This is a genomic window from Pseudomonas sp. R2-60-08W, assembly GCF_003852335.1.
Taxonomy (GTDB): Bacteria; Pseudomonadota; Gammaproteobacteria; order Pseudomonadales; family Pseudomonadaceae; genus Aquipseudomonas.
This window is the reverse complement of sequence record NZ_CP027731.1, coordinates 964,820-990,545: the sequence shown is the minus strand read 5'-3', so window position 1 is coordinate 990,545 and position 25,726 is coordinate 964,820. Positions and strand designations below refer to the sequence as shown.

25 protein-coding genes are annotated in these 25,726 nt (G+C 59.7%); 7 read left to right on the top strand and 18 right to left on the bottom strand.

Going from position 1 to position 25,726, the window contains the following annotated elements:
* The first annotated feature begins 7 nt into the window (after nt 1-7).
* From gatB to C4J90_RS04340, 3 genes are all read left to right on the top strand, one after another.
* Complete coding sequence (gene gatB / locus C4J90_RS04350; protein WP_124406282.1) at nt 8-1,453, top strand: Asp-tRNA(Asn)/Glu-tRNA(Gln) amidotransferase subunit GatB; 1,446 nt, start codon at nt 8-10, stop codon at nt 1,451-1,453.
* A 157-nt stretch (nt 1,454-1,610) separates the two neighbouring features.
* Nucleotides 1,611-1,982 (top strand): septal ring lytic transglycosylase RlpA family protein, encoded by a 372-nt coding sequence (locus C4J90_RS04345; protein ID WP_124413859.1) that lies wholly within the window; start codon nt 1,611-1,613, stop codon nt 1,980-1,982.
* Between the two features lie 50 nt (nt 1,983-2,032).
* Nucleotides 2,033-3,088: a calcium/sodium antiporter gene (locus C4J90_RS04340; protein WP_164488033.1), complete on the top strand. Its 1,056-nt coding sequence runs from the start codon at nt 2,033-2,035 to the stop codon at nt 3,086-3,088.
* A gap of 16 nt (nt 3,089-3,104) precedes the next feature.
* Here C4J90_RS04340 and C4J90_RS04335 read toward each other — a convergent pair whose 3' ends face one another.
* The 5 genes from C4J90_RS04335 to kdgD all read right to left on the bottom strand — a co-directional run bounded on the left by C4J90_RS04335 (nt 3,105) and on the right by kdgD (nt 9,762).
* The gene (locus tag C4J90_RS04335; protein WP_124361294.1) at nt 3,105-4,046 is read right to left on the bottom strand and encodes an AEC family transporter; all 942 of its coding nucleotides are present in this window, start codon (nt 4,044-4,046) and stop codon (nt 3,105-3,107) included.
* A 190-nt stretch (nt 4,047-4,236) separates the two neighbouring features.
* The gene (garD, locus tag C4J90_RS04330) at nt 4,237-5,790 is read right to left on the bottom strand and encodes a galactarate dehydratase (protein WP_124419292.1); all 1,554 of its coding nucleotides are present in this window, start codon (nt 5,788-5,790) and stop codon (nt 4,237-4,239) included.
* Between the two features lie 10 nt (nt 5,791-5,800).
* Nucleotides 5,801-7,165: an MFS transporter gene (locus C4J90_RS04325; RefSeq protein WP_124361292.1), complete on the bottom strand. Its 1,365-nt coding sequence runs from the start codon at nt 7,163-7,165 to the stop codon at nt 5,801-5,803.
* Nucleotides 7,166-7,350: 185 nt separating this feature from the next.
* Nucleotides 7,351-8,796, bottom strand: coding sequence for an aldehyde dehydrogenase family protein (locus C4J90_RS04320; RefSeq protein ID WP_124361291.1), 1,446 nt, complete (start codon nt 8,794-8,796; stop codon nt 7,351-7,353).
* Nucleotides 8,797-8,850: 54 nt separating this feature from the next.
* The gene (gene kdgD, locus C4J90_RS04315; protein ID WP_057724545.1) at nt 8,851-9,762 is read right to left on the bottom strand and encodes a 5-dehydro-4-deoxyglucarate dehydratase; all 912 of its coding nucleotides are present in this window, start codon (nt 9,760-9,762) and stop codon (nt 8,851-8,853) included.
* A gap of 396 nt (nt 9,763-10,158) precedes the next feature.
* Here kdgD and C4J90_RS04310 point away from each other — a divergent pair, with 396 nt between their 5' ends.
* The gene (locus C4J90_RS04310; RefSeq protein WP_124419291.1) at nt 10,159-10,344 is read left to right on the top strand and encodes a hypothetical protein; all 186 of its coding nucleotides are present in this window, start codon (nt 10,159-10,161) and stop codon (nt 10,342-10,344) included.
* 7 nt (nt 10,345-10,351) lie between these two features.
* Here C4J90_RS04310 and C4J90_RS04305 read toward each other — a convergent pair whose 3' ends face one another.
* The 8 genes from C4J90_RS04305 to rplM all read right to left on the bottom strand — a co-directional run bounded on the left by C4J90_RS04305 (nt 10,352) and on the right by rplM (nt 16,147).
* Complete coding sequence (locus C4J90_RS04305) at nt 10,352-11,101, bottom strand: FadR/GntR family transcriptional regulator (RefSeq protein ID WP_016971564.1); 750 nt, start codon at nt 11,099-11,101, stop codon at nt 10,352-10,354.
* 158 nt (nt 11,102-11,259) lie between these two features.
* A complete protein-coding gene (locus C4J90_RS04300; protein ID WP_124361288.1) occupies nt 11,260-11,679 on the bottom strand; it encodes a ClpXP protease specificity-enhancing factor in 420 nt (139 codons plus the stop codon).
* Nucleotides 11,680-11,696: 17 nt separating this feature from the next.
* Nucleotides 11,697-12,314, bottom strand: a complete 618-nt coding sequence (locus C4J90_RS04295; protein ID WP_124361287.1) for a glutathione S-transferase N-terminal domain-containing protein — start codon at nt 12,312-12,314, stop codon at nt 11,697-11,699.
* A 147-nt stretch (nt 12,315-12,461) separates the two neighbouring features.
* Entirely contained in the window at nt 12,462-13,241 is a 780-nt protein-coding gene (locus C4J90_RS04290) for a cytochrome c1 (RefSeq protein ID WP_057724540.1), read from the bottom strand.
* Nucleotides 13,241-14,452 (bottom strand): cytochrome bc complex cytochrome b subunit, encoded by a 1,212-nt coding sequence (locus tag C4J90_RS04285; RefSeq protein ID WP_003171746.1) that lies wholly within the window; start codon nt 14,450-14,452, stop codon nt 13,241-13,243. Before C4J90_RS04285 ends, C4J90_RS04290 begins: the two co-directional genes overlap by 1 nt.
* A complete protein-coding gene (gene petA, locus C4J90_RS04280; RefSeq protein ID WP_034118089.1) occupies nt 14,452-15,045 on the bottom strand; it encodes a ubiquinol-cytochrome c reductase iron-sulfur subunit in 594 nt (197 codons plus the stop codon). The genes C4J90_RS04285 and petA overlap by 1 nt, the downstream gene beginning before the upstream one ends.
* Before the next feature lie 266 nt (nt 15,046-15,311).
* A complete protein-coding gene (rpsI, locus tag C4J90_RS04275; protein WP_003216038.1) occupies nt 15,312-15,704 on the bottom strand; it encodes a 30S ribosomal protein S9 in 393 nt (130 codons plus the stop codon).
* Nucleotides 15,705-15,718: 14 nt separating this feature from the next.
* On the bottom strand, nt 15,719-16,147 hold the full coding sequence (gene rplM / locus C4J90_RS04270; RefSeq protein WP_003171742.1) for a 50S ribosomal protein L13: 429 nt from the start codon (nt 16,145-16,147) through the stop codon (nt 15,719-15,721).
* 250 nt (nt 16,148-16,397) lie between these two features.
* On the opposite strand from rplM, the gene C4J90_RS04265 reads away from it, so the two are divergent.
* Complete coding sequence (locus C4J90_RS04265; protein WP_124419290.1) at nt 16,398-17,438, top strand: NADP(H)-dependent aldo-keto reductase; 1,041 nt, start codon at nt 16,398-16,400, stop codon at nt 17,436-17,438.
* A 116-nt stretch (nt 17,439-17,554) separates the two neighbouring features.
* On the opposite strand, the gene C4J90_RS04260 is transcribed toward C4J90_RS04265, so the two are convergent.
* A complete protein-coding gene (locus C4J90_RS04260; protein WP_124361285.1) occupies nt 17,555-18,691 on the bottom strand; it encodes an acyl-CoA dehydrogenase family protein in 1,137 nt (378 codons plus the stop codon).
* A gap of 220 nt (nt 18,692-18,911) precedes the next feature.
* Between C4J90_RS04260 and C4J90_RS04255 the strand changes: the two genes are divergently transcribed.
* The gene (locus C4J90_RS04255) at nt 18,912-19,832 is read left to right on the top strand and encodes a GlxA family transcriptional regulator (RefSeq protein ID WP_177412769.1); all 921 of its coding nucleotides are present in this window, start codon (nt 18,912-18,914) and stop codon (nt 19,830-19,832) included.
* A 129-nt stretch (nt 19,833-19,961) separates the two neighbouring features.
* Here C4J90_RS04255 and zapE read toward each other — a convergent pair whose 3' ends face one another.
* The 3 genes from zapE to C4J90_RS04240 form a co-directional block, all read right to left on the bottom strand.
* Nucleotides 19,962-21,056: a cell division protein ZapE gene (gene zapE / locus C4J90_RS04250; protein ID WP_124365820.1), complete on the bottom strand. Its 1,095-nt coding sequence runs from the start codon at nt 21,054-21,056 to the stop codon at nt 19,962-19,964.
* A gap of 79 nt (nt 21,057-21,135) precedes the next feature.
* Nucleotides 21,136-22,494 carry a tryptophan--tRNA ligase gene (locus C4J90_RS04245; protein ID WP_124419289.1) on the bottom strand — a complete coding sequence of 453 codons (1,359 nt, stop codon included), beginning with the start codon at nt 22,492-22,494 and terminating at the stop codon, nt 21,136-21,138.
* 24 nt (nt 22,495-22,518) lie between these two features.
* A complete protein-coding gene (locus tag C4J90_RS04240) occupies nt 22,519-23,148 on the bottom strand; it encodes an alpha/beta hydrolase (RefSeq protein ID WP_124361281.1) in 630 nt (209 codons plus the stop codon).
* Nucleotides 23,149-23,294: 146 nt separating this feature from the next.
* Here C4J90_RS04240 and C4J90_RS04235 point away from each other — a divergent pair, with 146 nt between their 5' ends.
* The gene (locus tag C4J90_RS04235; protein WP_057724532.1) at nt 23,295-23,732 is read left to right on the top strand and encodes a YhcB family protein; all 438 of its coding nucleotides are present in this window, start codon (nt 23,295-23,297) and stop codon (nt 23,730-23,732) included.
* Nucleotides 23,733-23,926: 194 nt separating this feature from the next.
* Here C4J90_RS04235 and C4J90_RS04230 read toward each other — a convergent pair whose 3' ends face one another.
* A complete protein-coding gene (locus C4J90_RS04230) occupies nt 23,927-25,651 on the bottom strand; it encodes an ABC transporter ATP-binding protein/permease (protein WP_124419288.1) in 1,725 nt (574 codons plus the stop codon).
* Nucleotides 25,652-25,726 lie beyond the last annotated feature (75 nt).

The window sequence follows — 25,726 nt, the reverse complement described above, 5'->3', positions numbered from 1 at the left end:
GAACACTATGCAATGGGAAGTTGTGATCGGGCTGGAGATTCATACCCAGCTCGCCACCCAATCGAAGATTTTCTCCGGTAGCGCCACCACGTTCGGCGCAGAACCCAACACCCAGGCCAGCCTGGTCGACCTGGGTATGCCCGGCGTGCTGCCGGTGCTGAACCAGGAAGCGGTGCGCATGGCGGTGATGTTCGGCCTGGCGATTGACGCCCAGATCGGCCAGCACAACGTGTTCGCGCGCAAGAACTACTTCTACCCGGACCTGCCCAAGGGCTACCAGATCAGCCAGATGGAGCTGCCGATCGTCGGCAAGGGCTACCTGGACATCCCGCTGGAAGACGGCACCATCAAACGTGTCGGCGTGACCCGTGCGCACCTTGAAGAAGACGCCGGCAAGAGCCTGCACGAAGAATTCCCCGGCGCCACCGGGATCGACCTGAACCGTGCCGGCACGCCGTTGCTGGAGATCGTCTCCGAGCCGGACATGCGCAGCGCCAAGGAAGCCGTGGCCTACGTCAAGACAATCCACGCGCTGGTGCGCTACCTGGGTATCTGCGACGGCAACATGGCTGAAGGTTCGCTACGTTGCGACTGCAACGTGTCGATCCGCCCCAAAGGCCAGGTCGAGTTCGGCACCCGCTGCGAGATCAAGAACGTCAACTCTTTCCGCTTCATCGAGAAGGCGATCAACAGCGAAGTGCGTCGCCAGATCGAACTGATCGAGGACGGCGGCAAAGTCATCCAGCAAACGCGCCTGTACGACCCGAACAAAGACGAAACCCGCGCCATGCGCAGCAAGGAGGAAGCCAACGACTACCGTTACTTCCCCGATCCGGACCTGCTGCCGGTGGTGCTGGAGGACTCGTTCCTCAATGATATCCGCGCCACCCTGCCGGAACTGCCACAGCAAAAGCGCGAACGTTTCCAGGCGCAGTTCGGCCTGTCGGTCTACGATGCCAGCGTCTTGGCGTCCAGCCGTGAGCAAGCCAACTACTTCGAAAAGGTCGTGAGCATTGCCGGCGACGCCAAGCTGGCGGCCAACTGGGTGATGGTCGAACTGGGCAGCCTGTTGAACAAGCAAGGCCTGGAAATCGACGAAGCACCGGTTAGCGCCGAACAACTGGGCGGCATGCTGCTGCGCATCAAGGACAACACCATCTCCGGCAAAATCGCCAAGACCGTGTTCGAAGCGATGGCCGCCGGTGAAGGCAGCGCCGATGACATCATCGAGAAGCGTGGCCTCAAGCAAGTCACCGACAGCGGCGCTATTTCGGCCGTGCTCGATGAAATGCTCGCGGCGAACGCCGAGCAGGTCGAACAATATCGCGCGGCTGATGAAGCCAAGCGCGGCAAGATGTTCGGCTTCTTTGTTGGCCAGGCGATGAAAGCATCCAAAGGCAAAGCCAACCCGCAACAGGTCAACGAATTGCTCAAAAGCAAGCTCGAAGGCTGATAGCGGTGAAGGAGCCGAGTGAGTTTCCATGCTCGACTCGGACCTCCTGTGGGAGGGGGCTTGCTCCCGAGAGCGGTGATTCAGTCAACACATCAGTGACTGGCCCACCGCTATCGGGAGCAAGCCCCCTCCCACATTTGATACGGGAATACCTGGAATGAAGCGTCTACTCGGCCTCCTGGCTGTCTTTTCCCTGCTGACCGGTTGCGCCAACGGCCTCATCGACCCCAACGGCTACGACGAAACCGGCACCGCCTCCTATTACGGCGCCAAGCACCATGGCAAACGCACCGCCAGCGGTGAAGCGTTCAACCAGAACGGCCTGACCGCCGCCCACCGGCGCTTGCCCTTCGGTACCCAGGTCAAGGTGACCAACCTCGACAACAACCGGTCTGTGGTGGTGCGTATCAATGATCGCGGCCCCCACACCCGCGGCCGCCTGATCGACCTTTCACGCAAGGCCGCCGAGCAACTGCGTATGCTCGGCAGCGGCACCGCACGGGTTCGTTTGCAAGCCATGAACAACTGATCGAGGCAGCCTTGAGCATTTTTGGATTGAACGCCCTCTCACCCTGGAGCCTGCTCGAACTGGTCAGCGGCTTGCTGCTGTTGATCGTCGGCGCTGAAATCCTGGTGCGGGCCGCAGTGCGCCTGGCCGCCAGCCTCAAGGTGCGGCCGTTGATCATCGGCCTGAGCATCGTGGCCTTCGGCAGCAGTGCGCCACAGATGGCCGTCAGCCTGCAGGCCACCCTGGCCGGCAACACCGATATTGCCGTGGGCAGCGTGATCGGCAGCAGCATCTTCAATATCCTCGTCACCCTGGGCCTGTCCGCGCTGATCATTCCGTTACGGGTGTCGCGCCATTTGGTGCGTCTGGATATTCCGGTGATGATCGTCGCCGGCCTGCTGGTGTTCGTCCTGGCTGCCAACGAGGCGCTGACGCCGTTCGACGGCCTGGTGCTGCTGGTTGCGCTGCTGGCCTACCTTGGCGTGCTGCACTACCAGACGCGCCACTCCCGTCGTCCACGCACGCTGGCCAGCATGACCAAGGCACCCTGGCTGAGCAGCGTGCTGTTGATGCTCGGCGGGTTGTTGGTGCTGGTGCTGGCCGGGCATTTGCTGCTGGGTGCGGCCGTGGAGGTGGCGGGCGATTTGGGCTTGTCCGAGCGCGTCATCGGCCTGACGCTGATCGGCGTCGGCACTTCGCTGCCCTGCCTCGCCACCTCGTTGATTGCCGCCCTGCGTGGCGAGCGCGAGATTGCCGTGGGCAATGTGATCGGCAGCAACCTGTTCAACCTGCTGGGAGTGCTGGGCTTCACCGCCCTGGTGGCGCCTGCGCCGCTGTCGGTCTCGCCCAACGCGCTGGACTTCGACCTGCCGGTCATGCTCGGCGCCATCGTCCTGTGCCTGCCGGTGTTCTATACCGGCTACCGCGTCACGCGGGCCGAAGGCCTGGTGTTGCTGGGGCTGTACCTGGCGTATGGCCTGCATGTCATGGCGTTTACCACCGGCATGCCCTTGGCCACCAAGCTTGAGCACTTGATGCTGTTTTACGTCTTGCCGGCGTTAGGGGTGGGGCTGTTGTTCACGTCGCTGCGCGCCTGGCACCGCCAACACAAGAGAGAATCGCAATAGCCGCTCAGAAAAGAGCTTAAATCCAGCCACCGGCTTGCAACACGAAGATCCCGATATTGGTGGTCACCGCCGCCATCAGCGTGGTGATCACGATAATCGCTGCCGCCAGTTCATGATTGCCTTCGGCGGCCCTGGCCATCACGAAGCTTGCGGCCGCCGTCGGCGCGCCAAAGTACAGGAACAAAATCCCCAGCTCCGGCCCCCGGAACCCCAGCAGCCACGCGCCGCCTGTGGCGATCACCGGCAGCCAGACCATCTTCATCAGGCTCGCGCTCAATGCCATCTTGCCGCTCTTGCGCAGCGCCGCCAGAGACAGGGTGCCGCCAATGCAGATCAACGCCAACGGCAAGGTGGTGTCGGCCAGGTACTGCAGGGATTTTTCCAGCCAGCCGGGCAGGCCGATCTGGAAATAGGCGAACGGCGCCGCGACGAACACGCTGATGATCAGCGGGTTGGCCACCACACTCTTGAAGATGCTCCATGGGTCGGACTTGATCACCGGGCTGTACACCGCCAGCACAATGGTCGACAGGGTGTTGTAGAACAGGATCACCAGTGCCGCGAGGATCGCCCCGAGGGAGATACCGTAGTCGCCGTACATGCTGGCAGCCAGCGCCAGGCCGATCACGCCGTTATTGCCGCGAAACGCGCCCTGGGTGTAGATGCCGCGGTCTTCGCGCTTGCAGCGCAGAATCGCCCAGCCCCACGCCATGGCAAAGCTCACCAGCGTGGCCACGGCAAAGTAAATCAGCAAACCCGGCTTGAGCGCCGAATGCAGGTCGGCATGCAGGATGCCGAGAAACAACAGCGCCGGCATGGTGACGTTGAACACCAGGGACGAGGCGGTATGGATAAAGTTGTCGTTGATCCAGCGGATGCGCTTGAGCAGCACACCGAGGAAGAGCATGGCGAACACCGGCGCGGTGATGGTGAGCGTGGTGAGGAAGATTGCCAGCATGCCGGGGAGAACCTTGGTGAGCGTCGTTAGTTGGCTAATGATAAGCCATACAGCTCGATGGTGCCTGGTAGACCGCTATCGGGGGCAAGCCCCCTCCCACATTTTGACCGCATTTATCTGTAGGAATGCGGTCGAGTGTGGGAGGGGCGGTGCGACGATTCGACTTGCCCCCGATGCAGGCGACTCGGTCTCAGGTAATCGGCGCCGGATTGAACAACGTGATGTCGTTATGCAGCTTGTGCCGCTCCGCCCACGTCTGCTTCTTGCCGCTGGCCACATCCAGGTAGAAGTGAAACAACTCCCAACCCAGCTCTTCGATACTCGCGCGCCCGGTGGCGATGCGCCCGGCGTCGATATCGATCAGGTCCGGCCAGCGCTGGGCCAGCTCGGTGCGTGTCGACACCTTCACCACCGGTGCCATCGCCAGGCCGTAAGGTGTGCCACGCCCGGTGGTGAACACGTGCAGGTTCATGCCCGCCGCCAGTTGCAAGGTGCCGCACACAAAGTCACTGGCCGGGGTTGCGCAAAAAATCAGGCCCTTGCCCTTGACGCGCTCGCCAGGGCCGAGCACGCCGTTGATCGCGCTGCTGCCGGATTTAACGATGGAGCCCAACGACTTCTCGACGATGTTCGACAACCCGCCCTTCTTGTTACCAGGCGTGGTATTGGCGCTGCGATCCGCCTCGCCCTTGGCCAGGTAACGGTCGTACCAGTCCATTTCTCTGACCAGCTCCTGGGCCACTTCTTTGCTCTGCGCCCGAGACGTCAGCAGGTAAATAGCGTCACGGACTTCCGTCACTTCGGAAAACATCACCGTGGCCCCGGCACGCAACAACAGGTCTGACGCATAACCCAGCGCCGGATTGGCGGTGATGCCGGAAAAAGCATCACTGCCGCCGCATTGCATGCCCAGGATCAGCTCGGACGCAGGCACCGTTTCGCGGCGGCGCTGGTCGAGCTTTTTCAAGCGCACCTCGGCCAGCGCCATGATCTGCTCGATCATCTCGGTAAAGCCGTGGCTGGAATCCTGCAATCGGTACAGCCAAGGCTCGCTCAGGTCGACGGAGCTGTCGTTGTCGTGCATCACTTGTCCGGCCTGCAATTTCTCGCAGCCCAGGCTGATCACCAGGGCTTCGCCGCCCAGGTTCGGGTTGCGCGCCAGGTTGCGCACGGTACGGATCGGGATGTAGGCGTCCGTGGCCGTGATCGCCACGCCGCAGCCGTAGCTATGGGTCAGCGCCACGACGTCATCGACGTGCGGGTACTTGGGCAGCAATTCATCCTTGATGCGCTTGACGGCATGGTCCAGCACGCCGGTCACGCACTGCACCGTGGTGGTGATCCCGAGGATATTACGCGTGCCCACGGTGCCATCGGCGTTGCGGTAGCCCTCGAAGGTAAAACCCTCCAGCGGCGCCTGGGTTCCAGGCACCTCGGTGGACAACGGCAGGCTGTCCAGCGGCGGCGCGGTGGGCATGCGCAACTGGTCTTCCTGCACCCAGCTGCCACGCGGGATCGGCGCCAGCGCGTAGCCAATGGTCTGGCCATAGCGAATGATCTGGCCGCCTTCGGGAATGTCTTCCAGGGTCACCTTGTGGCTCTGCGGGATGAACTCCACAGTGACCAGGCCATCCGGAAACTCGGTGCCGGCCGGGACGCCCTGGTCGTTCACCACGATCACTACATTGTCGCGCTCGTGCAAACGAATCGAGCGCGGCGAGTCGGCATGTTCAATCAACTGCATCACACGAACCTCAGGAATGCGCTTCGGTTAGGTTGGTCAACTCAGGGCCCTTGGCTGGCGGCTCTTTGAGTACTACACGCTTGATCGGGCCGACGATGACCAGGTAGCTGAACACCGCCACCAACGCATTGGCGCCCACGAATACCAGGGCCCATTTGAACGAGCCGGTGGTGCTGATGATGTAGCCAATCACAATCGGCGTGGTGATGGAGGCAAGATTACCGAAGGTATTGAACAAGCCACCACTGAGGCCGGCGATTTGTTTCGGCGAGGTGTCGGACACCACCGCCCAGCCCAGTGCGCCAACGCCCTTGCCGAAGAAGGCCAGCGCCATGAAGCCCACCACCATCCATTCAACGTCGACGTAGTTACACGCAATGATGCTGCTGGACACCAGCAGGCCGGCAATGATCGGCGCCTTGCGAGCGAAGGTCAGGGAATGGCCCTTGCGCAGCAGGTAGTCGGAAATCACCCCGCCCAGCACGCCGCCGATAAACCCGCAGATGGCCGGCAGCGAGGCGATGAAACCCGCCTTGAGGATGGTCATACCACGGTCTTGCACCAGGTAAACGGGGAACCAGGTCAGGAAGAAGTAGGTGATGCCGTTGATGCAATACTGGCCCAGGTACACGCCCAGCATCATGCGGTTGGTCAGCAACTGGCGGATGTAATCCCACTTCGGTCCGTCGGTTTTCTTACCCTTGCCCTTGTCTTGGTCCATGTCCACCATCGCGCCGTTGGCCGCGATGTAATCGAGCTCGGCGGTGTTGATCATCGGATGCTGGCGCGGGCTGTGGATAACTTTCAGCCAGATCAGCGAGAACACGATGCCAATCGCCCCCATCACGATAAACACGTGCTGCCAGCCGAAGCTGTAGACGATCCAGCCCATCAGCGGCGCGAACAACACGGTGGCGAAGTACTGCGCCGAGTTGAAGATCGCCGAAGCCGTACCGCGCTCGGCGGTCGGGAACCAGGCCGCGACGATACGTGCGTTACCGGGGAACGAAGGCGCTTCGGCCAGGCCCACCATGAAACGCAGCATGAACAGCGCAACCACGGCCGTGGAGATACCGAACTCACCGACGTAGCCTTGCAGCACGGTGAACAGTGACCAGGTGAAGATGCTCAGGGCATAGACTTTTTTCGAGCCGAACCGGTCGAGCAGCCAACCGCCGGGAATTTGCCCGGCGACGTAGGCCCAACCGAATGCAGAGAAGATGTAACCGAGGGTGACCGCGTCGATGCCGAGGTCTTTTTGCAGGCTGGAACCGGCGATGGCAATAGTTGCACGGTCGGCGTAGTTGATCGTGGTCACCAGGAACAGCATGAGCAGGATCAAATAGCGGACGTGGGTCGGCTTGGTCGCTTGCATGTAGAAGTACTCCCACTAATTATTTTTTTTGCGGGTAATTGTCTTGTTGTGTGCCGCCCCCTGTAGGAGCGAGCTTGCTCGCGAAAAGCGTCAACGAATACGCGGGCATTCAGGATGCACGCGGTGCCCTTGAGTTTTTTCGCGAGCAAGCTCGCTCCTACAGGGATGCGAGTCTGTGTCGCGTGTTACGAGCCGATGTAGCTGGTTTTCACCACGGTGTAGAACTCTTGCGCATAGCGACCTTGCTCACGCGAACCGTAGGACGACCCCTTACGGCCACCGAACGGAACGTGGTAATCCACGCCAGCGGTGGGCAAATTGACCATGACCATGCCGGCCTGGGAATGACGCTTGAAGTGGTTGGCGTACTTCAACGACGTAGTGGCAATGCCCGCCGACAAACCGAATTCGGTGTCGTTGGCCATGGCCAGCGCCGCCTCGTAGTCGGCCACGCGCACCACGTTAGCCACTGGGCCGAAGATTTCTTCACGGCTGATGCGCATGGCGGCTTCGCTGTCGGCAAACAGCGTCGGCGCCAGGTAGTAGCCTTCGGTATCGCAGGTCACCAGACCGCCACCGCTGACCAGCCGCGCACCTTCGCTCTGGCCGATGTCGATGTACTTCATGTCCTGGTCCAACTGGGCCTGGGAGACCACCGGGCCAATGTCGGTACCGCTGCTGAGTGCGTGGCCGACCTTGATCGACTTCATGCGCTCGGCCATGGCCGCGACGAACTGGTCGTGGATGCCGGCGGTGACGATCAGGCGGCTGGATGCAGTGCAACGCTGGCCGGTGGAGTAGAACGCGCTCTGCACCGACAGCTCGACTGCCTGCTTGAGGTCGGCGTCGTCGAGAATGATCTGCGGGTTCTTGCCGCCCATTTCCAGCTGCACCTTGGCTTGGCGCGACACGCAACTGACAGCGATCTGACGGCCCACGCCCACCGAACCGGTGAAGCTGATGCCGTCGACTTTCGGGCTGTTGACCAACACATCGCCCACGACGCGGCCGCTGCCCATCACCAGGTTGAACACCCCGGCAGGGAAACCGGCGCGGGAAATGATGTCGGCCAGGGCCCAGGCACAGCCGGGCACCAGTTCGGCCGGCTTGATCACCACACAGTTGCCATAGGCCAGGGCCGGGGCGATTTTCCAGGCCGGGATGGCGATCGGGAAGTTCCAGGGGGTGATCAGGCCGACCACGCCGAGGGCTTCACGGGTAACTTCTACATTGACGCCCGGGCGCACCGACGGCACGTAGTCGCCGGACAGGCGCAGGCATTCACCGGCGAAGAATTTGAAGATGTTACCGGCGCGGGTCACCTCACCGATGGCTTCGGGCAGGGTCTTGCCCTCTTCCCGGGCCAGCAGGGTGCCAAGCTCTTCGCGGCGGGCGAGGATTTCGCTGCCGACTTTGTCCAGCGCATCATGGCGCGCCTGGATGCCGGAGGTGGACCAGGCCGGAAATGCGGCGCGAGCGGCCTCGATAGCGGCGTTGACTTGGGCGACATCGGCCTTGGCGTATTCGCCAATCACATCGGAAAGGTCCGACGGGTTGATATTGGTGCAGTAGTCGGTGCCGGTAACCCATTCACCGTTGATGTAGTTCTCGAAACGTTTTGCTTGGGACACGAATCTTCTCCTGACGCAAAAGGCCGCTGATTGCTCAGCGGCCTTGTTGATAAGTTATTGCGCGCCTTGCTTGTCGATCAGCGCGGCCAGGGCTTCGTATTCTTCCGGCAGCAGGTCGGTCAGCGGGGTGCGCACCGGGCCGGCGTCATAGCCGGCGATTTTCGCACCCGCCTTGACGATGCTCACGGCGTAACCGGCCTTGCGGTTACGGATGTCCAGGTAGGGCAGGAAGAAATCGTCGATGATCCTGGAGACAGTGGCGTGATCATCCTTGGCAATCGCGTGGTAGAAATCCATCGCGGTTTTCGGGATGAAGTTGAACACCGCCGAGGAGTACACCGGCACGCCCAGGGCCTTGTAGGCAGCGGCGTAAACCTCTGCGGTCGGCAGGCCGCCGAGGTAGCTGAAACGGTCGCCGAGACGACGGCGGATCGACACCATCAACTCGATGTCACCCAGGCCATCCTTGTAGCCGATCAGGTTCGGGCAACGCTCGGCGAGGCGCTCGAGCAGCGGCGCGGTCAGGCGGCAGACATTGCGGTTGTACACCACCACGCCGATCTTGACCGATTTGCACACCGCTTCAACGTGGGCGGCAACCCCGTCCTGGCTGGCTTCAGTCAGGTAGTGCGGCAGCAGCAGCAGGCCCTTGGCACCCAGGCGCTCGGCCTCTTGAGCGTACTCGATGGCCTGACGGGTCGCGCCGCCGACACCGGCAAGAATCGGCACGCTGGTGGCGCAGGTATCAACAGCGGTCTTCACAACCTGGGAATATTCGCTGGCGGCCAGGGAGAAAAACTCACCGGTGCCGCCCGCAGCGAACAGCGCGGTGGCGCCGTATGGGGCAAGCCATTCCAGACGCTTGATATAGCCCGCCTGGTGAAAGTCACCCTGGGCGTTGAAATCGGTCACCGGAAAAGACAGCAGACCGTGGGAGAGGATGGACTTCAGTTCTTGTGGATTCATTATTCGAACACCCTGGGTAAAGACTTTCTGTCGAAAGGTTATTGTTGGTTTTGGTGATGTCGTACGTCATCGTACAACTATAAAAAGATTCGTCAACTGCAAATCGTCAGTGTTCACTTAGGGAGGAGTTGAGTAGTGCCTGGTTGACGTGGGAAGTCAGTTGAGAGATCGAGCGGGCAATCCGTGACCTGTGGGCGCAGTACTCGAGGCAGCCCCAATTTTTATTTCAATGCCTCACGCGGCATGAACCGTCCGTCACTACTGTCAATTCTGACAGTAGTGCTCTACTCACTTTCAGTCATAACCTGGATTCGACTTCCCGATCACCGTGTGAACGAGTCTAGAGACGGTGCGGTATTGGAGGCACGCTACTTCTCATAACGTTGGAGGTGACCCATGAGTAAGAATTTTAAAGTAAGCACCGCAGGTAAAACGCCACGCTCGCTGGATTATGAGCCCCAAATTGGCGACGAGGTCAACGATCCTATAGCTGGCTTACAAATTGTTAGGCGCAAGGTTTTTGACGAGGTAAATAACCAAATTGTCATTTACCTGGAGCAGTCCCCTAATCTATTCCCGTAGCCCAACTTTACCCACGCTGCGCCTCTGCCTCTTCATGTGCATGGCGCAGCCGCTCCCGACTATTCGTCAAATGCAACCGCATCGCCGCACGCGCCGCGTCCGAATCCTGGCGCGCGATCGCCTCATAAATCTCTTCGTGTTCGCGACTCAGGCGTCCCATGTAATGCTGCTGGTCATCATGGGCCAGACGCGCCGAATTCAGGCGGGTACGCGGAATGATGCTGGTGCCCAGGTGGGTCATGATGTCGGTGAAATAACGGTTGCCGGTGGACAGCGCTATTTCCAGGTGGAACGCAAAGTCTGACGCCACCGCATCACCCGCGTGGGCCGCGCTTTCATTCAAGGCATCGAGGGCCGCACGCATGGCTGCCAGTTGCTCGTCACTGCGGCGCAAGGCGGCCAGGCCTGCCGATTCCACTTCCAGGCTGATCCGCAATTCGAGAATCGCCAACACATCGCGCAACGTCACCACGGTGGCCGGATCGATCCGGAAACCGCTCGGGCTTGGCGTGTCCAATACAAACGTACCGATACCGTGACGCGTCTCCACCTGCCCCGCCGCCTGCAAGCGCGAGATGGCCTCGCGCACCACGGTACGACTCACACCATGGGCATCCATGATCGCCGACTCAGTGGGCAGCTTGTCGCCACGCTTGAGCTGGCCGTCGCGGATTTGTTCGGACAACACCGTGACCAATTCCTGGGCAAGGCTGCGGCGCTTGCGGGGCAGACGTGGGGCGGCGTTGGCGTTTTCCATGATGGATCATCTTTCTCGGCGAACTGAAGACGCATCATAGCCCATGGCGGTTGTACGATCACCGTTCCTGTCGAGACTTTCACTTCTGCGCGGCAGACAAAAAAATGCCCCGGCAACCGCCGAGGCATTTTTCAGGCTCGCCCGAAGACAACAGCCGCTTACTTCACCACTTTCAAGCTCGGCCGGCCCGTAGGGCGCGGTGGCTCGTTATCAGGTGGCGGCACATCATCGCCGCCTTCGCCTTCGATCGTTTCGTCATCCTCGAAAGGCGACTCCAGATCGAACACCATGCCTTGGCCATTCTCACGGGCATAAATCCCGAGGATGGCGCCAATCGGCACAAACAGCGTATGCGGCACACCGCCGAAACGCCCTTCGAAGCTGACCGCTTCGTTGTCCATGTGCAGGTGGCGCACGGCACTGGGCGATACGTTCAATACAATCTGTCCGTCACTGGCAAAACCCTGCGGAACCTGCACCGCAGGAAATTCGGAATTGACCAGCATGTGCGGGGTGCAATCGTTGTCCACAATCCACTCATAGAGCGCGCGGACCAGGTAGGGTCGACTGGAGTTCATCAGCGGCTCCTTAAGCCTTAGCGCATATCGCGTTCGACACCAGACAGACTCGCCTGGAAAGCCTCACGCGCAAACTGGCGCTCCATGTAATCAAGCAGCGGCTTGGCAGGCCGCGGCAGTTCAATGCCCATAATCGGCAAGCGCCAGAGTATGGGTAATAGGCAGCAATCCACCAAGCTTTGTTCCTCACTGAGGAAAAAAGGCTTGTCGGCGAACAGCGGCGAAACGCCGGTCAGGCTTTCGCGCAATTCCTTGCGCGCCACGACACGGGCCGGCTCTTTGCTGCGTGAATCCAGAATCACATCCACCAGCCGGCACCAGTCACGCTGAATCCGATGGATCAGCAGGCGGCTGTTGGCGCGCGCCACCGGGTACACCGGCAGCAAAGGCGGATGCGGATAACGCTCATCCAAGTATTCCATCACCACGGTTGACTCCCACAACGCCAGGTCGCGATCGACCAGGGTGGGCAAGCTGCCGTAAGGGTTCACTTCGATCAGTTTCGGCGGCTGACGGCCCGCTTCCACACTAATGATCTCGGCGCTGACACCCTTCTCTGCGAGCACGATGCGTACTCGGTGGGAATAGTGGTCGGCGGGGTCGGAGTAACAGGCCAACCGGTTGGTCACGCCCATGGCGGTCCTCCTCGCTTGTTGAAATTATCGAAAGCTCAAAAACGAGCGCGCCCAGGGAGCACCTCTGTAACGTCCGGAACAACCGACGCTATGTGTTCAGAGATGCCGCTGGGCGCGCAAGATTAACAGCAATTGCTTACGGTTGGATCAATGCACATCCTTCCAGTACTCGCGTTTGAGCAGATAGGCGAATACGAAGAAGAAAGCCAGGTACAGCAAGACGTAGGTACCGATGCGCTGATGCTGCAGTTTGACCGGGTTGGCCGAGTAGGCCAGGAAGGTCACCAGGTTCTTGACCTTCTCGTCGAACTGCTCTTCATTCAGCGTGCCGGTCTTGGGCACGATGGTCAGTTGATCGCACGCCTCATGGGTCAGCGGCGTGCCGGTCAACGGATCATATTGCTTCTTGCCGTCTTCAACGACCTGGACTTGCTTGCATCCTACCACTTGGCGCCCCTGCAGGCCGACCAGAACGTTAGGCATGCCGACGTTCGGGAACACTTTGTTGTTCACGCCCCAAGGGCGGGCGGGGTCTTCGTAGAAGGATTTGAGGTAGCCATAGAGCCAGTCGGTGCCACGCACGCGCGCCACCAGGGTCAGGTCGGGCGGTGCTGCACCGAACCAGGCCTTGGCGTCCGCCGGTTTCATGCCGATGTTCATGTGGTCGCCGATCTTGGCTCCGGTGAATACCAGTTTCTCCAGCATCAACTCATGGGGGATGCCCAAGTCATCGGCAACCCGCTCGTAGCGCTGGAACTTGGCGCTGTGGCAGCCCATGCAGTAGTTGGCAAAGGTACGTGCACCATCTTGCAAAGCGGCTTTATCGGCGACGTCGATGTCGACCTTTTCCAGTTCCGCGCCATGCTCGGCAGCCAAAGACAGAAGCGGCAGGGCCGCAAGCACTAATGCAACAAATAATTTTTTCATCAGCCAGTCACCCTTTCCGGAACCGGTTTGGTCTTCTCGAGCCGGGTGTAGAACGGCATCAGAATGAAGTAGGCGAAGTACAGGAAGGTGCAGACCTGCGACAGCAACGTGCGCTCAGGGGTCGGCGCCAATACGCCCAGCACACCCAGGATCACGAATGCAATGCAGAACACCCACAGCCAGATCTTGCTCAGCCAACCCTTATAGCGCATGGACTTGACCGGGCTGCGGTCCAGCCACGGCAGCACGAACAGCACCGCGATCGCCGCGCCCATGGCGATCACGCCCATGAGTTTGTCGGGGATCGCCCGCAGGATTGCGTAGAACGGCGTGAAGTACCAGACCGGGGCAATGTGCTCGGGCGTCTTGAACGCGTTGGCTTGTTCGAAGTTAGGCTTCTCGAGGAAATAACCACCCATCTCCGGGAAAAAGAACACGATCGAGCAGAACACGAACAGGAACACGACCACGCCGACAATGTCTTTCACGGTGTAATAAGGGTGGAATGGAATGCCATCGAGTGGGATGCCGTTCTCATCCTTATGCTTCTTGATATCCACGCCATCCGGGTTGTTGGAGCCCACTTCATGCAGCGCCAGGATGTGCAGCACCACCAGGCCCAGGATCACGATCGGCAAGGCGACAACGTGCAAGGCGAAGAAGCGGTTCAGGGTGATGCCGGAGATCAGGTAGTCACCACGGATCCACTGGGTCAGGTCGTTGCCGATCACCGGGATCGCCCCGAACAGCGAGATGATCACCTGGGCACCCCAGTACGACATCTGGCCCCACGGCAGCAGATAGCCCATGAACGCTTCGGCCATCAGCGCCAGGTAGATCAGCATGCCGAACACCCACACCAGTTCGCGCGGCTTCTGGTACGAGCCATAGAGCAAGCCACGGAACATGTGCAGGTAGACGACGATGAAGAACGCCGACGCGCCGGTGGAGTGCAGCAGGCGCAGGATCGAGCCGTACTCGACGTCACGCATGATGTATTCGACGGAGGCGAACGCCTCTTCCGCAGACGGCGTGTAGCTCATCGTCAACCACACGCCGGTGACGATCTGGTTGACCAGTACCAGCAGTGCCAGGGAGCCGAAGAAGTAGAAGAAGTTGAAGTTTTTTGGCGCGTAATATTTGCTGAGATGGTCTTCCCACATTTTGGTGGCGGGGAAACGCGCATCCACCCAATCCATGAACTTGCTCATCACGCGTTCTCCTTATCGAGGCCAATGACAATGAGGTCGTCAGTTTCGTAGGTATGCGGAGGAACCGGCAGGTTCAGGGGCGCGGGCTGAGACTTGTAGACACGGCCGGCAAGGTCGTAATGGGAACCGTGACACGGGCAGAAATAACCGCCGACCCAGTCCTTGCCCAAGTCGACAGGGGCGACTTCCGGGCGAAAGGTGGGTGAGCAACCCAGGTGGGTACACAGACCTACCAGCAACAGAATCTCTGGCTTGATCGAGCGCACTTCGTTCTTGGCGTAGGCGGGCTGGTCGGAATTCTCGGATTTAGGGTCAGACAACTGGCCTTCGATCTTTTTCAGATTCCCCAGGATTTCCTCGGTACGACGAACAATGAATACCGGCTGGCCGCGCCATTCAGCAATCATCTGCTGCCCTGGCTCGATCTTGCTGACATTCACCTTCACCGGTGCACCTGCGGCTTTCGCCTTGGCACTGGGAAACCATGACCCCACGAACGGGACCGCAGCCCCCACCGCTCCTGCAGCACCCACCACGGATGTGGCTGCTACCAAGAAGCGACGCCGGCCTGCATTCACGCCGTCATTGCTCATTCAGTCCTCTCCCATCAGCTTTTTGGCCTGTTAAATCAGGCGTCTACTAAGTGTTGAATCTTTACTTATAAAAATTTTGACGGATGGTAATGAAAAGCCCCACGGATGACAAGGGAATTGCCCGGGCCACCACCCCCAGGCCTTGTAGTATAGGGGGTCTGTGGATGTGGCAAGTTGTCACGGCGAAAAATGTGCATAAATCGCAGGCAATAAAAAACGCCCAGCTCCGTGAGGAGGCTGGGCGTTTTTGTGGAACGTAAAGCGAATTAACGCTTCGAGTACTGCGGACGCTTACGCGCTTTACGCAGACCGACTTTCTTACGTTCAACTTCACGAGCATCGCGAGTAACGAAGCCAGCTTTGCGCAGAGCGCCACGCAGGGTTTCGTCGTACTGCATCAGAGCGCGAGTGATACCGTGGCGGATTGCGCCAGCTTGACCACTTACACCGCCACCGATAACGGTGACGTAGATGTCGAACTTTTCAACAGTCTCGGTCAGTTCCAGCGGCTGACGAACTACCATGCGGGCAGTTTCGCGGCCGAAGAAATTTTCCAGAGTGCGGTTGTTGATCGAGATGTTACCAGTGCCCGGACGCAGGAAAACGCGTGCGGTTGCGGTTTTGCGACGGCCAGTGCCGTAATTTTGAGTCGCCGACATAATGAACTATTCCGTTAAAACTTCAGTTCTTGGGGCTGCTGAGCAGCATGAGGGTGTACAGCGCCCGCATAGACTTTCAGCTTGCGAAACATATCGCGACCCAGTGGGCCCTTAGGCAGCATGCCTTTGACCGCGATTTCGATCGGGGCTTCAGGCTTCTTGGAGATCAGGCCTTCAAAGTTGGAAGACTTGATACCGCCTGGGAAACCGGAGTGACGGTAGTACATTTTGTCTTGCGCTTTGTTGCCGGTAACACGTACCTGCTCAGCGTTGATGATGACAATGTAGTCACCGGTATCAACGTGCGGGGTGTATTCAGGCTTGTGCTTGCCACGCAGACGGCTGGCGACTTCAGTGGCCAGACGACCCAGGGTCTGACCAGCGGCGTCGACGACAAACCAGTCGCGCTGAACTGTTTCCGGTTTTGCAGTAAAAGTTGTCATTCTTTAATAGCCTCAGGGGCCGCCCTGTAAATTAGACGGCGGATCTTACTGAATAGTGCGTACTTTGACAAGGTCAAAGGCAGCCGGATACAGACGCTATCGGGGGCTCGGGTCAGCGCGTCCGTTCAACGGCAAGATTCTTCGGCAGACGGCGCATCACTTCCACTGCAGAAAGAGGTGGGCAATTATGCAGATTGCGAAAAAAAATTCAACCTGCTTTTATGAATGTTTTCCCCTGAAGGAGTACTCGATGGATTATCGACAGCTGGGCCGGACCGATCTGAACGTAAGCGCGATTGCCTTGGGCACCATGACCTGGGGCGAGCAGAACAGCGAGCCAGAGGCCTTCGCACAGATCGAACGGGCCAAGGCCGCGGGCATCAACTTCCTCGACACGGCAGAAATGTACCCGGTACCGCCCAAGGCCGAAACCTACGCCACCACCGAGCGTTATATCGGTAATTACTTCAAGAGCCGTGGCGATCGCGCCGGCTGGATCCTCGCCAGCAAGATCGCCGGCCCCGGCAACACCATCGACTATATCCGCGATGGCTACCTGCGCCACAACCGCAAGCATATCGTCGACGCCCTCGACGCCAGCCTCAAGCGCCTGCAAACCGACTGGATCGACCTCTATCAGTTGCACTGGCCGGAGCGCAGTACCAATTTCTTTGGCCAGTTGAGCTACAAACACAAGGACGAAGACGACCTCACCCCGCTGGAGGAAACCCTTGAAGCGCTGGATGAGCAGGTCAAGGCCGGCAAGATCCGCCACATTGGCCTGTCCAACGAAACTCCGTGGGGCACCATGAAATTCCTGGCCCTGGCCGAAGCCCGTGGCTGGACCCGCGCGGTGTCGATCCAGAACCCCTACAACCTGCTCAACCGCAGCTTTGAAGTGGGCCTGGCGGAAATTGCCATCCGCGAACACTGCGGTTTGCTGGCCTACTCGCCACTGGCGTTCGGCATGCTCAGCGGCAAGTACGAGGGCGGCGCACGCCCGGCCAAGGCGCGTCTGACGGAGTACAGCCGCTTCAGTCGTTATTTCAACCCACAGTCGGAAGCGGCGTGCAGCCGTTATGTGGCACTGGCGCGGGAGCATGGGCTGGACCCGGCGCAAATGGCGTTGGCGTTTGTGACGCAACAGCCGTTTGTGACCAGCAATATTATCGGGGCCACGAGCCTGGAGCAGTTGGACAGCAACATTGCGAGTGCCGATTTGAAATTGTCCAAGGAAGTGCTGGACGGGATTGAGGCGATTCAGAAGGATCATCCGAATCCGGCGCCGTGATTGATCGTTCCCACGCTCTGCGTGGGAACGCCGGCTTGGACGCTCCGCGTCCGCTGCAAGAGCCATGACGCGGAGCGTCATCTGAGGCATTCCCACGCGGAGCGTGGGAACGAGCATCAAAGCGCCCGCGCAATAATCTCCTTCATGATCTCATTGGTCCCCGCATAAATCCGCTGCACCCGCGCGTCCGCCCACGCCCGCGCAATCGGGTATTCCCACATGAAACCGTACCCGCCGTGCAGTTGCACGCACTCATCGAGCACCTTGCATTGCAGGTCCGTGGCCCAATACTTGGCCATCGCCGCCGTGGGCACATCCAGCTTGCCTTCCAGGTGCAGCGCCAGGCATTTGTCCACGAACACACGGCCGATCTGAATCTCGGTGGCCATTTCTGCCAGCTTGAAGCGGGTGTTTTGAAAGTCAGCTATCGCCTTGCCAAACGCCTTGCGCTCGCGGGTGTAATCCAGCGTCCACTGCAACGCCGCCTCAGCTGACGACAGCGCACCAATCGCCACCGTCAGCCGCTCCTGGGGCAATTCCTGCATCAAATATGCGAAGCCCATGCCGGCCTGGCCCAGCAGGTTTTCCTTGGGCACACGCACGTCCTGGAAGAAAAGCTCAGAGGTGTCCTGGGCCTTCATGCCGACCTTCTCCAGGCGTTTGCCCTTATCGAAGCCCGGCGTGTCGGCCTCGACCAGGAACAGGCTAGTGCCCTTGGCGCCGGCCTTGGGGTCGGTCTTGGCCACCACAATAACCAGGTCGGCCAGGTAGCCGTTGGTGATGAACGTCTTGGAGCCGTTGATCACATAGTCATCACCGTCCAACACAGCCGTTGTCTTCACCCCTTGCAGGTCAGAACCGGCCCCCGGCTCGGTCATGGCGATGGCCGTGACCATCTCGCCGGAGATCAACTTGGGCAGGTACTTGTGCTTCAACGCCTCACTGCCGTAATGCAGGATGTACGGCGCAACAATGTCCGAATGCAGGGAAAAGCCAATGCCGGTCAAGCCCAGGCGGCTGATCTCTTCGATCACGACCGCGCTGTAAAGGAAATCCGCGCCCAGCCCACCGTATTCTTCCGGTACGTGCGAACACAGCATCCCCGCCTCCCCCGCCTTGTTCCAGAGGTTACGGTCGATGTACCCCTGTTTCTCCCATTGCCCATGGAATGGCGCGGCGTCTTTGTCGAGGAAGGTACGCACGCTTTCGCGGAAGAGTTCGTGCTCCGGGCTGAACAAGGTTCTGGGAATCATGGGTCACCTGTGAGGATTGTCGGACAAGAATGAGCCCACTGAGCCTATGCCGCGAATGCGTCACGGGACACTGGACACATGCGACAAAAAATAAGACGATCCAGCCGTCTGGTGACCACTTTCCCCTATAAGAATAAATGAAATTATGTCTAACCAAATCTCTACGCCCTTGCGGCGCGTCAGCATCCTGGCCGTCGATCGGGTCTTCGCTTCAACCCTCATGCAAGCCAAGGATTTCTTCCATCTCGCCAGCCTGCGGTATGGCAAGCAACAGGGCCTGGGCCTGACGCCCGCATTCGAGACGCGCCTGGTCAGCCCCGACGGGCAATCGGTGCGCAGCTTCAGCAATGTGATCATGCCGGTGGACGGCGGCCTGGAAGACGCCGACATCATCGTGCTGCCCGCCTTCTGGGACGACTTCGAGGCCTTGTGCACCCGCTACCCACAGGTACTGCCCTGGTTGCGCGAACAGCACGCCCGCGGCGCCGTGCTGTGCGGAGAAGCCACCGGTGTGTTCTGGCTGGCCGAAGCAGGCCTGCTCGATGGCAAGGAGGCGACCACCTACTGGCGCTTCTTCACCGCCTTCAGCGAACGCTTCCCCAAGGTGCAACTCAACCAGGACAAGCACCTGACCGACGCCGATAACCTGTATTGCGCCGGCGGCACCACCTCCGCCTGCGACCTCTACATTTATCTGATCGAACGCTTCTGCGGCGCCAACATCGCCCAGGCCGTGGCCCGCGACATCCTGTATGAGGTGCAACGCAGCTACTCGCCAGGGCGCATCGGTTTTGGCGGGCAGAAGCTGCACCAGGATGTGATCATCCTGCAGATCCAACATTGGCTCGAAGAACACTTCGCCGACAAGTTCCGCTTTGAAGACGTCGCCCGCGAGCACGGCATGAGCATCCGCAACTTCATGCGACGCTTCCAGACTGCCACCGGCGACAAGCCGCTGCATTATCTGCAACGCCTGCGCATCGAGACGGCCAAGGGCCTGCTGTCGGGCAGCCGCAAGAGCATCAAGACCATCAGCTATGAGGTGGGTTACGACGATGCGAGTTTCTTTGCGCGGTTGTTCAGGCAGCACACTGAGTTGTCGCCGAATCAGTATCGCCAGCAGTTCCAGCAGGCCGCCTGACGGAGGATGCACACAAAACCAATGTGGGAGGGGGCTTGCTCCCGATAGCGGTCTGTCAGTAACAGATGCACTGACTGATCCACCGCCATCGGGAGCAAGCCCCCTCCCACACTTTGATCTACATTGGCCTTACGGTTTGTGTCCGCGCGAAAGGAATTCGTGGGACTGCATTTCCAGCAAACGACTCAAGGTGCGTTGGAATTCGAAGTTCAAGCGACCACCCGTGTAGAGGTCCTTGAGTTCGACTTCCGCCGAGATGATCAGCTTGACGTTACGGTCATAGAACTCGTCGACCATGTTGATAAAACGCCGCGCGATGTCGTCGGTGGTCACGCCCATCTGTTCCACACCGCTCAAGATCACCGCATGGAAGATCTTGCCCAATTCGATGTAGTCGTTCTGGCTACGCGGGCCGTCGCACAGTTGACGGAACTCGAACCAGGCCACGTCATCGCAGGTACGTAAAGCGATGATTTCGCGGTTTTCGATCATCAACTTGTCGTTTTCCACGGCCTGGGTGCATTCCGGCGTCAACGCGCGGAAGCTTTTCTTCAGGCTGTCGTGGGCCGCCTCATTGAGCGGGAAGTGGAACAGCTCCGCTTGCTCGAGGTGACGCAAACGATAGTCGACGCCGCTGTCGACGTTGACGATATCGGTGTGCTGCTTGATCAACGCAATGGCCGGCAGGAAGCGTGCGCGCTGCAGGCCATCCTTGTAGAGACCATCGGGCACGATGTTCGAGGTGGCGACCAGGGTCACGCCGTTCTTGAACAGCTCTTCCATCAATGTGCCGAGGATCATGGCATCGGTGATGTCGGAAACGAAGAACTCATCGAAGCAGATCACCCGCGCTTCGTCGGAGAAACGCTTGGCGATGATCGTCAGCGGGTTCTTCTCCCCCGGCAGGGTCTTCATCTCTTCGTGCACGCGCTTCATGAAGCGGTGGAAGTGGGTGCGGACCTTTTCCTTGAACGGCAGCGCTTCGAAGAAGGTGTCCACCAGGTAGGTCTTGCCCCGGCCGACGCCACCCCAGAAGTATAGGCCCTTGACCGGCGTGCGGTCTTTCTTGCCAAACAGCTTGCTGAGCATGCCCTGCTTGCTTTGCGAAGCCGCGACCAGGTCTTCGTACAGGCGCTGCAAATGACGCACCGCATTTTCCTGGGCCGCGTCATGGAAGAAGTCAGGGCGTTTCAGATCAGCTTGATATCGTTCTAGGGGCGTCATAATTTCGTTAGCAAGGCAACAAAAACGGGCCGTCACTGTAACGACGGCCCCGGATAATGGCAATCAACCCTTGGTCGGGTTAATCCTCGACTGGGGCCAACGCAGCGCGAAGAGCTGCAATGCCAGCGTCTCGCTCAGTAGCGCCGAGATAGATTGCAGAGCTTTCAGCCACGCATTCGCCTTCAAGCCAAACGGTGAAACCAAACTGTTCGCTGCGAATGTCCAACGTTTGGCCCGATTGCAATTGCTTAATCACCGCGCCTGCTCGTTTTCCATCGGAGAAATTACTCGACAGCAACAATTGCGAGCCATCGGCTGCGAGCACACGGAAACGGAAGCTATCACCTTCGCGGAAACTGACGATACGTGAAGACTTTGCGGTTTTTTTCTTGCTATTGCTAATGGTGAAGCTGTCTTGGTTGACAAACGAACGCAAGCCCACCGCCTCACGTAACTCTGCCAGGAACGGTGCCGCCACGGCGCGAGCCTTCTTGGCGCCGACCAGCAGCAGATCTTCCATGTCCGACGGGCGCGACATCAGTTGGTGGTAACGCTCGCGCGCTTCACCCAATTGACTGTCCAGCAGTTGGAACAGACGCTTCTTTGCCTCACCCCAGCCCAGGCCTTGCAACAGTTCACTGCGCAGCTCCTGTTCCTGGGCTTTGCTCGCAAATGCCTGGTACAGGGTGAACAGGTGGGAAGTGTCCGGGTCCTTCGCCTCGCCGGGCGCGCGCGAGTCGGTGACGATCCGCGAGATCGCCTCCTTCATGTCCTTGGCGCTGGTGAACAACGGGATGGTGTTGTCATAGCTCTTGGACATCTTGCGGCCATCCAGGCCCGGCAAGGTGGCAACGCTTTCTTCGATCAACGCCTCGGGCATGGTGAAGAATTCTTTACCGTTGCCGAACAGGTGGTTGAAACGCTGGCCGATATCGCGGGCCATTTCCACGTGCTGGATCTGGTCGCGGCCCACCGGCACCTTGTGCGCGTTGAACATCAGGATGTCCGCCGCCATCAGCACCGGGTAGCTGTACAGGCCCATGGTGATGCCCGCATCCGGGTCTTCGCCGCTCTCGACGTTCTTGTCCACCGAGGCCTTGTAGGCATGGGCGCGGTTGAGCAGGCCCTTGGCGGCCACGCAGGTCAGCAACCAGGTCAGCTCGGGAATCTCGGGGATGTCGGACTGGCGATAGAACGTCACCCGGTTCACATCCAGGCCACCGGCCAACCAGGTCGCGGCGATTTCCATACGCGAGCGCTGGATGCGCTGCGGGTCATCGCATTTGATCAGGGCGTGGTAGTCGGCCAGGAAGTAGAAGGAATCGGCATTGGCGTCCTGGCTGGCAAGGATCGCCGGGCGGATCGCACCGGCGTAGTTGCCCAGGTGCGGCGTGCCTGTGGTGGTGATGCCGGTGAGGATACGGGTACGCGTCGTCATGGGTAATCGCTTATCAGACTGCTATCAATTCGAGAGGCGCGGCAGCACCAGATCCTTCAGATCGGTGAGCTTGCCGTGAAAAAAGTGTCCGCATTCTGCCACTTTCAGCAGCTCATGGGGGCGTTTCAGGGCGCCAGACCAGTCGTAGACGACTTGCGGGTCGACCACTTCGTCGGTTTCCGGCTGGATTAGCGTCAACGGGCAATCATGTGGCAGCACATCCGTGTCACGCAGGCGCATCACTGCGGCAGCCACCATGAACAGGTGCGCCAGCTTCTCGCCCTTGGCTTCCAGGCGCCCGCCGAGGCTGGCGGCCACATAGCCACCGAAGGAAAAGCCCAGCAGGGTGAGCGGCAGATCGGGGTGTTTTTCCCGCAGCCACGTGGCGGCCGCTTCGGCATCGTCAACTTCGCCGCTGGCCATGTCGTGGCTACCGGCACTCGCGCCGACGCCACGATAATTGAAACGCAACGTAATCAAGCCGGCGTCGCGGGCGGTGCGTTGCAGGGTCGAGACAACTTTATTGAGCATGGTCCCGCCCTGCACCGGGTTAGGGTGGCAGATCAGCGCCAGACCGCGTGGGGCGGGGTGATCCAGGTACAGGGCTTCCAATTGACCCACCGGGCCATCGATCAAAACGGGGGTTTCACGCATGAGCAAGGATGAACTCCGTGACCTCTCAAGGGGTCGACTCGTCTAGCTAAAAGTCTGTGCATGGCATCATTGCGAGCTTAATCGCGGTATACAGCGCAGGTTTGAGCCGTTAACGTAAAGCAAAGCCGTTTATAGAGGAAGGACTCGTGGAACACTCGCTCTTAGTTTGGTTGTTGCCGACTCTTGCCCTGGTTGCCGGTGTCGCCATTGGATTCCTGGTTGCTCGCCTGCTGCCGAATGCCGCGCCTAACCGCACGCAGCGTCAGCTGGATGACATTCAGGAACGTTTTGACAGTTATCAGAACGAGGTTGTTACCCACTTCAACAGCACCGCGACCCTGGTCAAGAAGCTCACCCAGAGCTACCAGGAAGTACAGGATCATCTCGCCGATGGCGCTAACCGCCTGGCCCTCGACGACATCACCCGCCAGCGCCTGCTGGCCGCGTTGCATTCCGATGCACCGCAGACCCCACGGGAACGCCTGACCCCGCCTCGGGAAAACCAGGAACCGCCACGGGACTACGCGCCAAAAACGCCGGACGCCCCAGGCATGCTGGATGAGCATTACGGCTTGAAGAAGTAAGTTAGCTTCCAGCAACACAAAGCCCGGCTGATCGATGATCAGCCGGGCTTTTTATTGGGGCTCATTCTCCAGAATAGTGAAGATCAAATGTGGGAGGGGGCTTGCCCCCGATAGCAGTGTGTCAGCCAGCACAGGTATCAACTGGTCCACCGCCATCGGGGGCAAGCCCCCTCCCACATTGACCGAGCCCCGCCTCAGGACACTGTCTGTTCCTGCAACCGCCCACCCTCGATGCGCACATGCCGCCCATGGAAACGCTTAAGGCTGCTGCGATGCCCGACGCTGACGATGCTCAGCCCCGGCAGTTCATCGATCAACGCCTGATACAGCGTCGCTTCATCCTCTTCATCCATGGCCGAGGTGGCTTCGTCCATGTACAGCCATTGCGGCGCGAACAACAAGGCGCGGGCAAAGGCCAGGCGCTGCTGTTCGCCGGGCGAGAGCATGCGCTGCCAGTGGTTGGCTTCATCCAGACGGCTGACCAGATGCGGCAGGCGGCAGGTTTCCAGTACCTGTGCATAACGTGGCGCAGGGTAAGCGCTGTCCTCTTGTGGATAACTCAACACTGCCTTCAACGTGCCAATCGGTAAATAAGGCTTCTGCGGCAGAAACAGATAACGCGTCGCCGGCAGGCGAATGCTGCCATGCCCTGCCGGCCACAAATGGCCCATTGCGCGCAGCAGCGTACTTTTACCACTGCCTGAACGCCCGCTGAGCATCACGCGCTGACCCGGCTCCACGGTCATGTCGGCGTCGGTGAGCAAGTGACGACCATCGGCCAGGTCCATGCCCAGATCCTTGATCACCAGGTGTTCGCCTTCAGGGCGCACATCGATGGCCGGAGCACGCTCCTCGTTGTCGCTCATGGCCTGCTGGAAACTCAGCAGACGGTCGCTGGTGGCACGCCACGCCGCCAGTTCCGAGTAGGCGTTGATGAACCAACTGAAGTTTTCCTGCACATTGCCAAACGCCGAGTTGATTTGCATCAGCTCGCCCAGTTCGATCTTGCCGGTGAAGTAGCGCGGCGCGGCGACGATAAACGGGAAGATAATCGCTATCTGGCTGTAGCCGGCGGTGAAAAAGGTCAGGCGCTTGGACACTTTCATGATGTCCCAGAAGTTGTGCCAGACCTTGCCGAAGCGCGAGCTCAGGCGCTGCTTTTCATTCGGCTCGCCGTTGTAGAGGGCGATGCTTTCAGCATTTTCACGCACCCGCACCATGGAGAAACGCAGGTCCGCTTCGAAGCGCTGTTGCTGGTTGTTCAAGCCGATCAAGCGTCGCCCGATCAGGTGCGTCAGCCAACTGCCCACGGCGGCATACAGCAGCGCACACCAGAACATGTAGCCGGGAATGGTGATGCCGAACACTTCGATGCTGCCCGACACGCCCCACAGGATGATCGAGAACGACACCAGGCTGACCACGTTGCGCAGCAGTCCCAGGCCCAGGCTCAAGGTGCTGGTGGTAAAGGTATTGAGGTCTTCGGAAATCCGCTGGTCCGGGTTGTCGGTGTAGCCGCCCTGCTCCAGCTGGTAGTAGTTCTTGTGGGCAAGCCAGCGCGCGAAGTGCTTTTCGGTCAGCCAGGCACGCCAGCGAATGGTGAGCATCTGGGTCAGGTACAAGCGATACACCGCGCCGAGGATCGCCACGGCCGCGATGCCGCCGAAGTAACCGATCAATTGCCAGAAGGCGGCCGTGTCCTTCTTTTCCAGGGCGTTGTAGAAATCCTTGTACCAGTGGTTGATCCACACCGAGATCGCCACGCTGAACAGCGACAAACCAATCACGGCGGCCAGCAGCAACCAGGCCCTGCCCTTCTCTTCACTGCGCCAATACGGCGTGATCATCGCCCAGGTCCGGCGGAAGAATTGCCCACGCACCGCATCATTGACCGCGGAGTATTCAGCGTTCTGATTCATCGTTCAGGCTCGGTAGGAAATTATGACAGGCGTTTGAACCGATCATAGGCGATCGGTTCACGGCTCCGTGCAGCC

Excerpts from the sequence above, each read along its gene's own strand:
- gatB (WP_124406282.1), top strand. The coding sequence starts at position 8 with ATGCAATGGGAAGTTGTGATCGGGCTGGAGATTCATACCCAGCTCGCC.
- C4J90_RS04325 (WP_124361292.1), bottom strand. The coding sequence starts at position 7,165 with ATGCAAGCGACCAAGCCGACCCACGTCCGCTATTTGATCCTGCTCATG.
- C4J90_RS04305 (WP_016971564.1), bottom strand. The coding sequence starts at position 11,101 with ATGGAAAACGCCAACGCCGCCCCACGTCTGCCCCGCAAGCGCCGCAGC.
- C4J90_RS04335 (WP_124361294.1), bottom strand. The coding sequence starts at position 4,046 with ATGCTGGCAATCTTCCTCACCACGCTCACCATCACCGCGCCGGTGTTC.
- C4J90_RS04230 (WP_124419288.1), bottom strand. The coding sequence starts at position 25,651 with ATGAATCAGAACGCTGAATACTCCGCGGTCAATGATGCGGTGCGTGGG.
- C4J90_RS04295 (WP_124361287.1), bottom strand. The coding sequence starts at position 12,314 with ATGGGCGTGACCAACCGGTTGGCCTGTTACTCCGACCCCGCCGACCAC.
- C4J90_RS04300 (WP_124361288.1), bottom strand. The coding sequence starts at position 11,679 with ATGAACTCCAGTCGACCCTACCTGGTCCGCGCGCTCTATGAGTGGATT.
- C4J90_RS04290 (WP_057724540.1), bottom strand. The coding sequence starts at position 13,241 with ATGAAAAAATTATTTGTTGCATTAGTGCTTGCGGCCCTGCCGCTTCTG.
- kdgD (WP_057724545.1), bottom strand. The coding sequence starts at position 9,762 with ATGAATCCACAAGAACTGAAGTCCATCCTCTCCCACGGTCTGCTGTCT.
- garD (WP_124419292.1), bottom strand. The coding sequence starts at position 5,790 with ATGCAGTTGATTGAACATGCCGACTCGCCGCGCTCGATTCGTTTGCAC.
- C4J90_RS04260 (WP_124361285.1), bottom strand. The coding sequence starts at position 18,691 with ATGATTCCCAGAACCTTGTTCAGCCCGGAGCACGAACTCTTCCGCGAA.
- rplM (WP_003171742.1), bottom strand. The coding sequence starts at position 16,147 with ATGACAACTTTTACTGCAAAACCGGAAACAGTTCAGCGCGACTGGTTT.
- C4J90_RS04240 (WP_124361281.1), bottom strand. The coding sequence starts at position 23,148 with ATGCGTGAAACCCCCGTTTTGATCGATGGCCCGGTGGGTCAATTGGAA.
- petA (WP_034118089.1), bottom strand. The coding sequence starts at position 15,045 with ATGAGCAATGACGGCGTGAATGCAGGCCGGCGTCGCTTCTTGGTAGCA.
- C4J90_RS04265 (WP_124419290.1), top strand. The coding sequence starts at position 16,398 with ATGGATTATCGACAGCTGGGCCGGACCGATCTGAACGTAAGCGCGATT.
- C4J90_RS04245 (WP_124419289.1), bottom strand. The coding sequence starts at position 22,494 with ATGACGACGCGTACCCGTATCCTCACCGGCATCACCACCACAGGCACG.
- rpsI (WP_003216038.1), bottom strand. The coding sequence starts at position 15,704 with ATGTCGGCGACTCAAAATTACGGCACTGGCCGTCGCAAAACCGCAACC.
- C4J90_RS04310 (WP_124419291.1), top strand. The coding sequence starts at position 10,159 with ATGAGTAAGAATTTTAAAGTAAGCACCGCAGGTAAAACGCCACGCTCG.
- C4J90_RS04255 (WP_177412769.1), top strand. The coding sequence starts at position 18,912 with ATGCAAGCCAAGGATTTCTTCCATCTCGCCAGCCTGCGGTATGGCAAG.
- zapE (WP_124365820.1), bottom strand. The coding sequence starts at position 21,056 with ATGACGCCCCTAGAACGATATCAAGCTGATCTGAAACGCCCTGACTTC.
- C4J90_RS04345 (WP_124413859.1), top strand. The coding sequence starts at position 1,611 with ATGAAGCGTCTACTCGGCCTCCTGGCTGTCTTTTCCCTGCTGACCGGT.
- C4J90_RS04285 (WP_003171746.1), bottom strand. The coding sequence starts at position 14,452 with ATGAGCAAGTTCATGGATTGGGTGGATGCGCGTTTCCCCGCCACCAAA.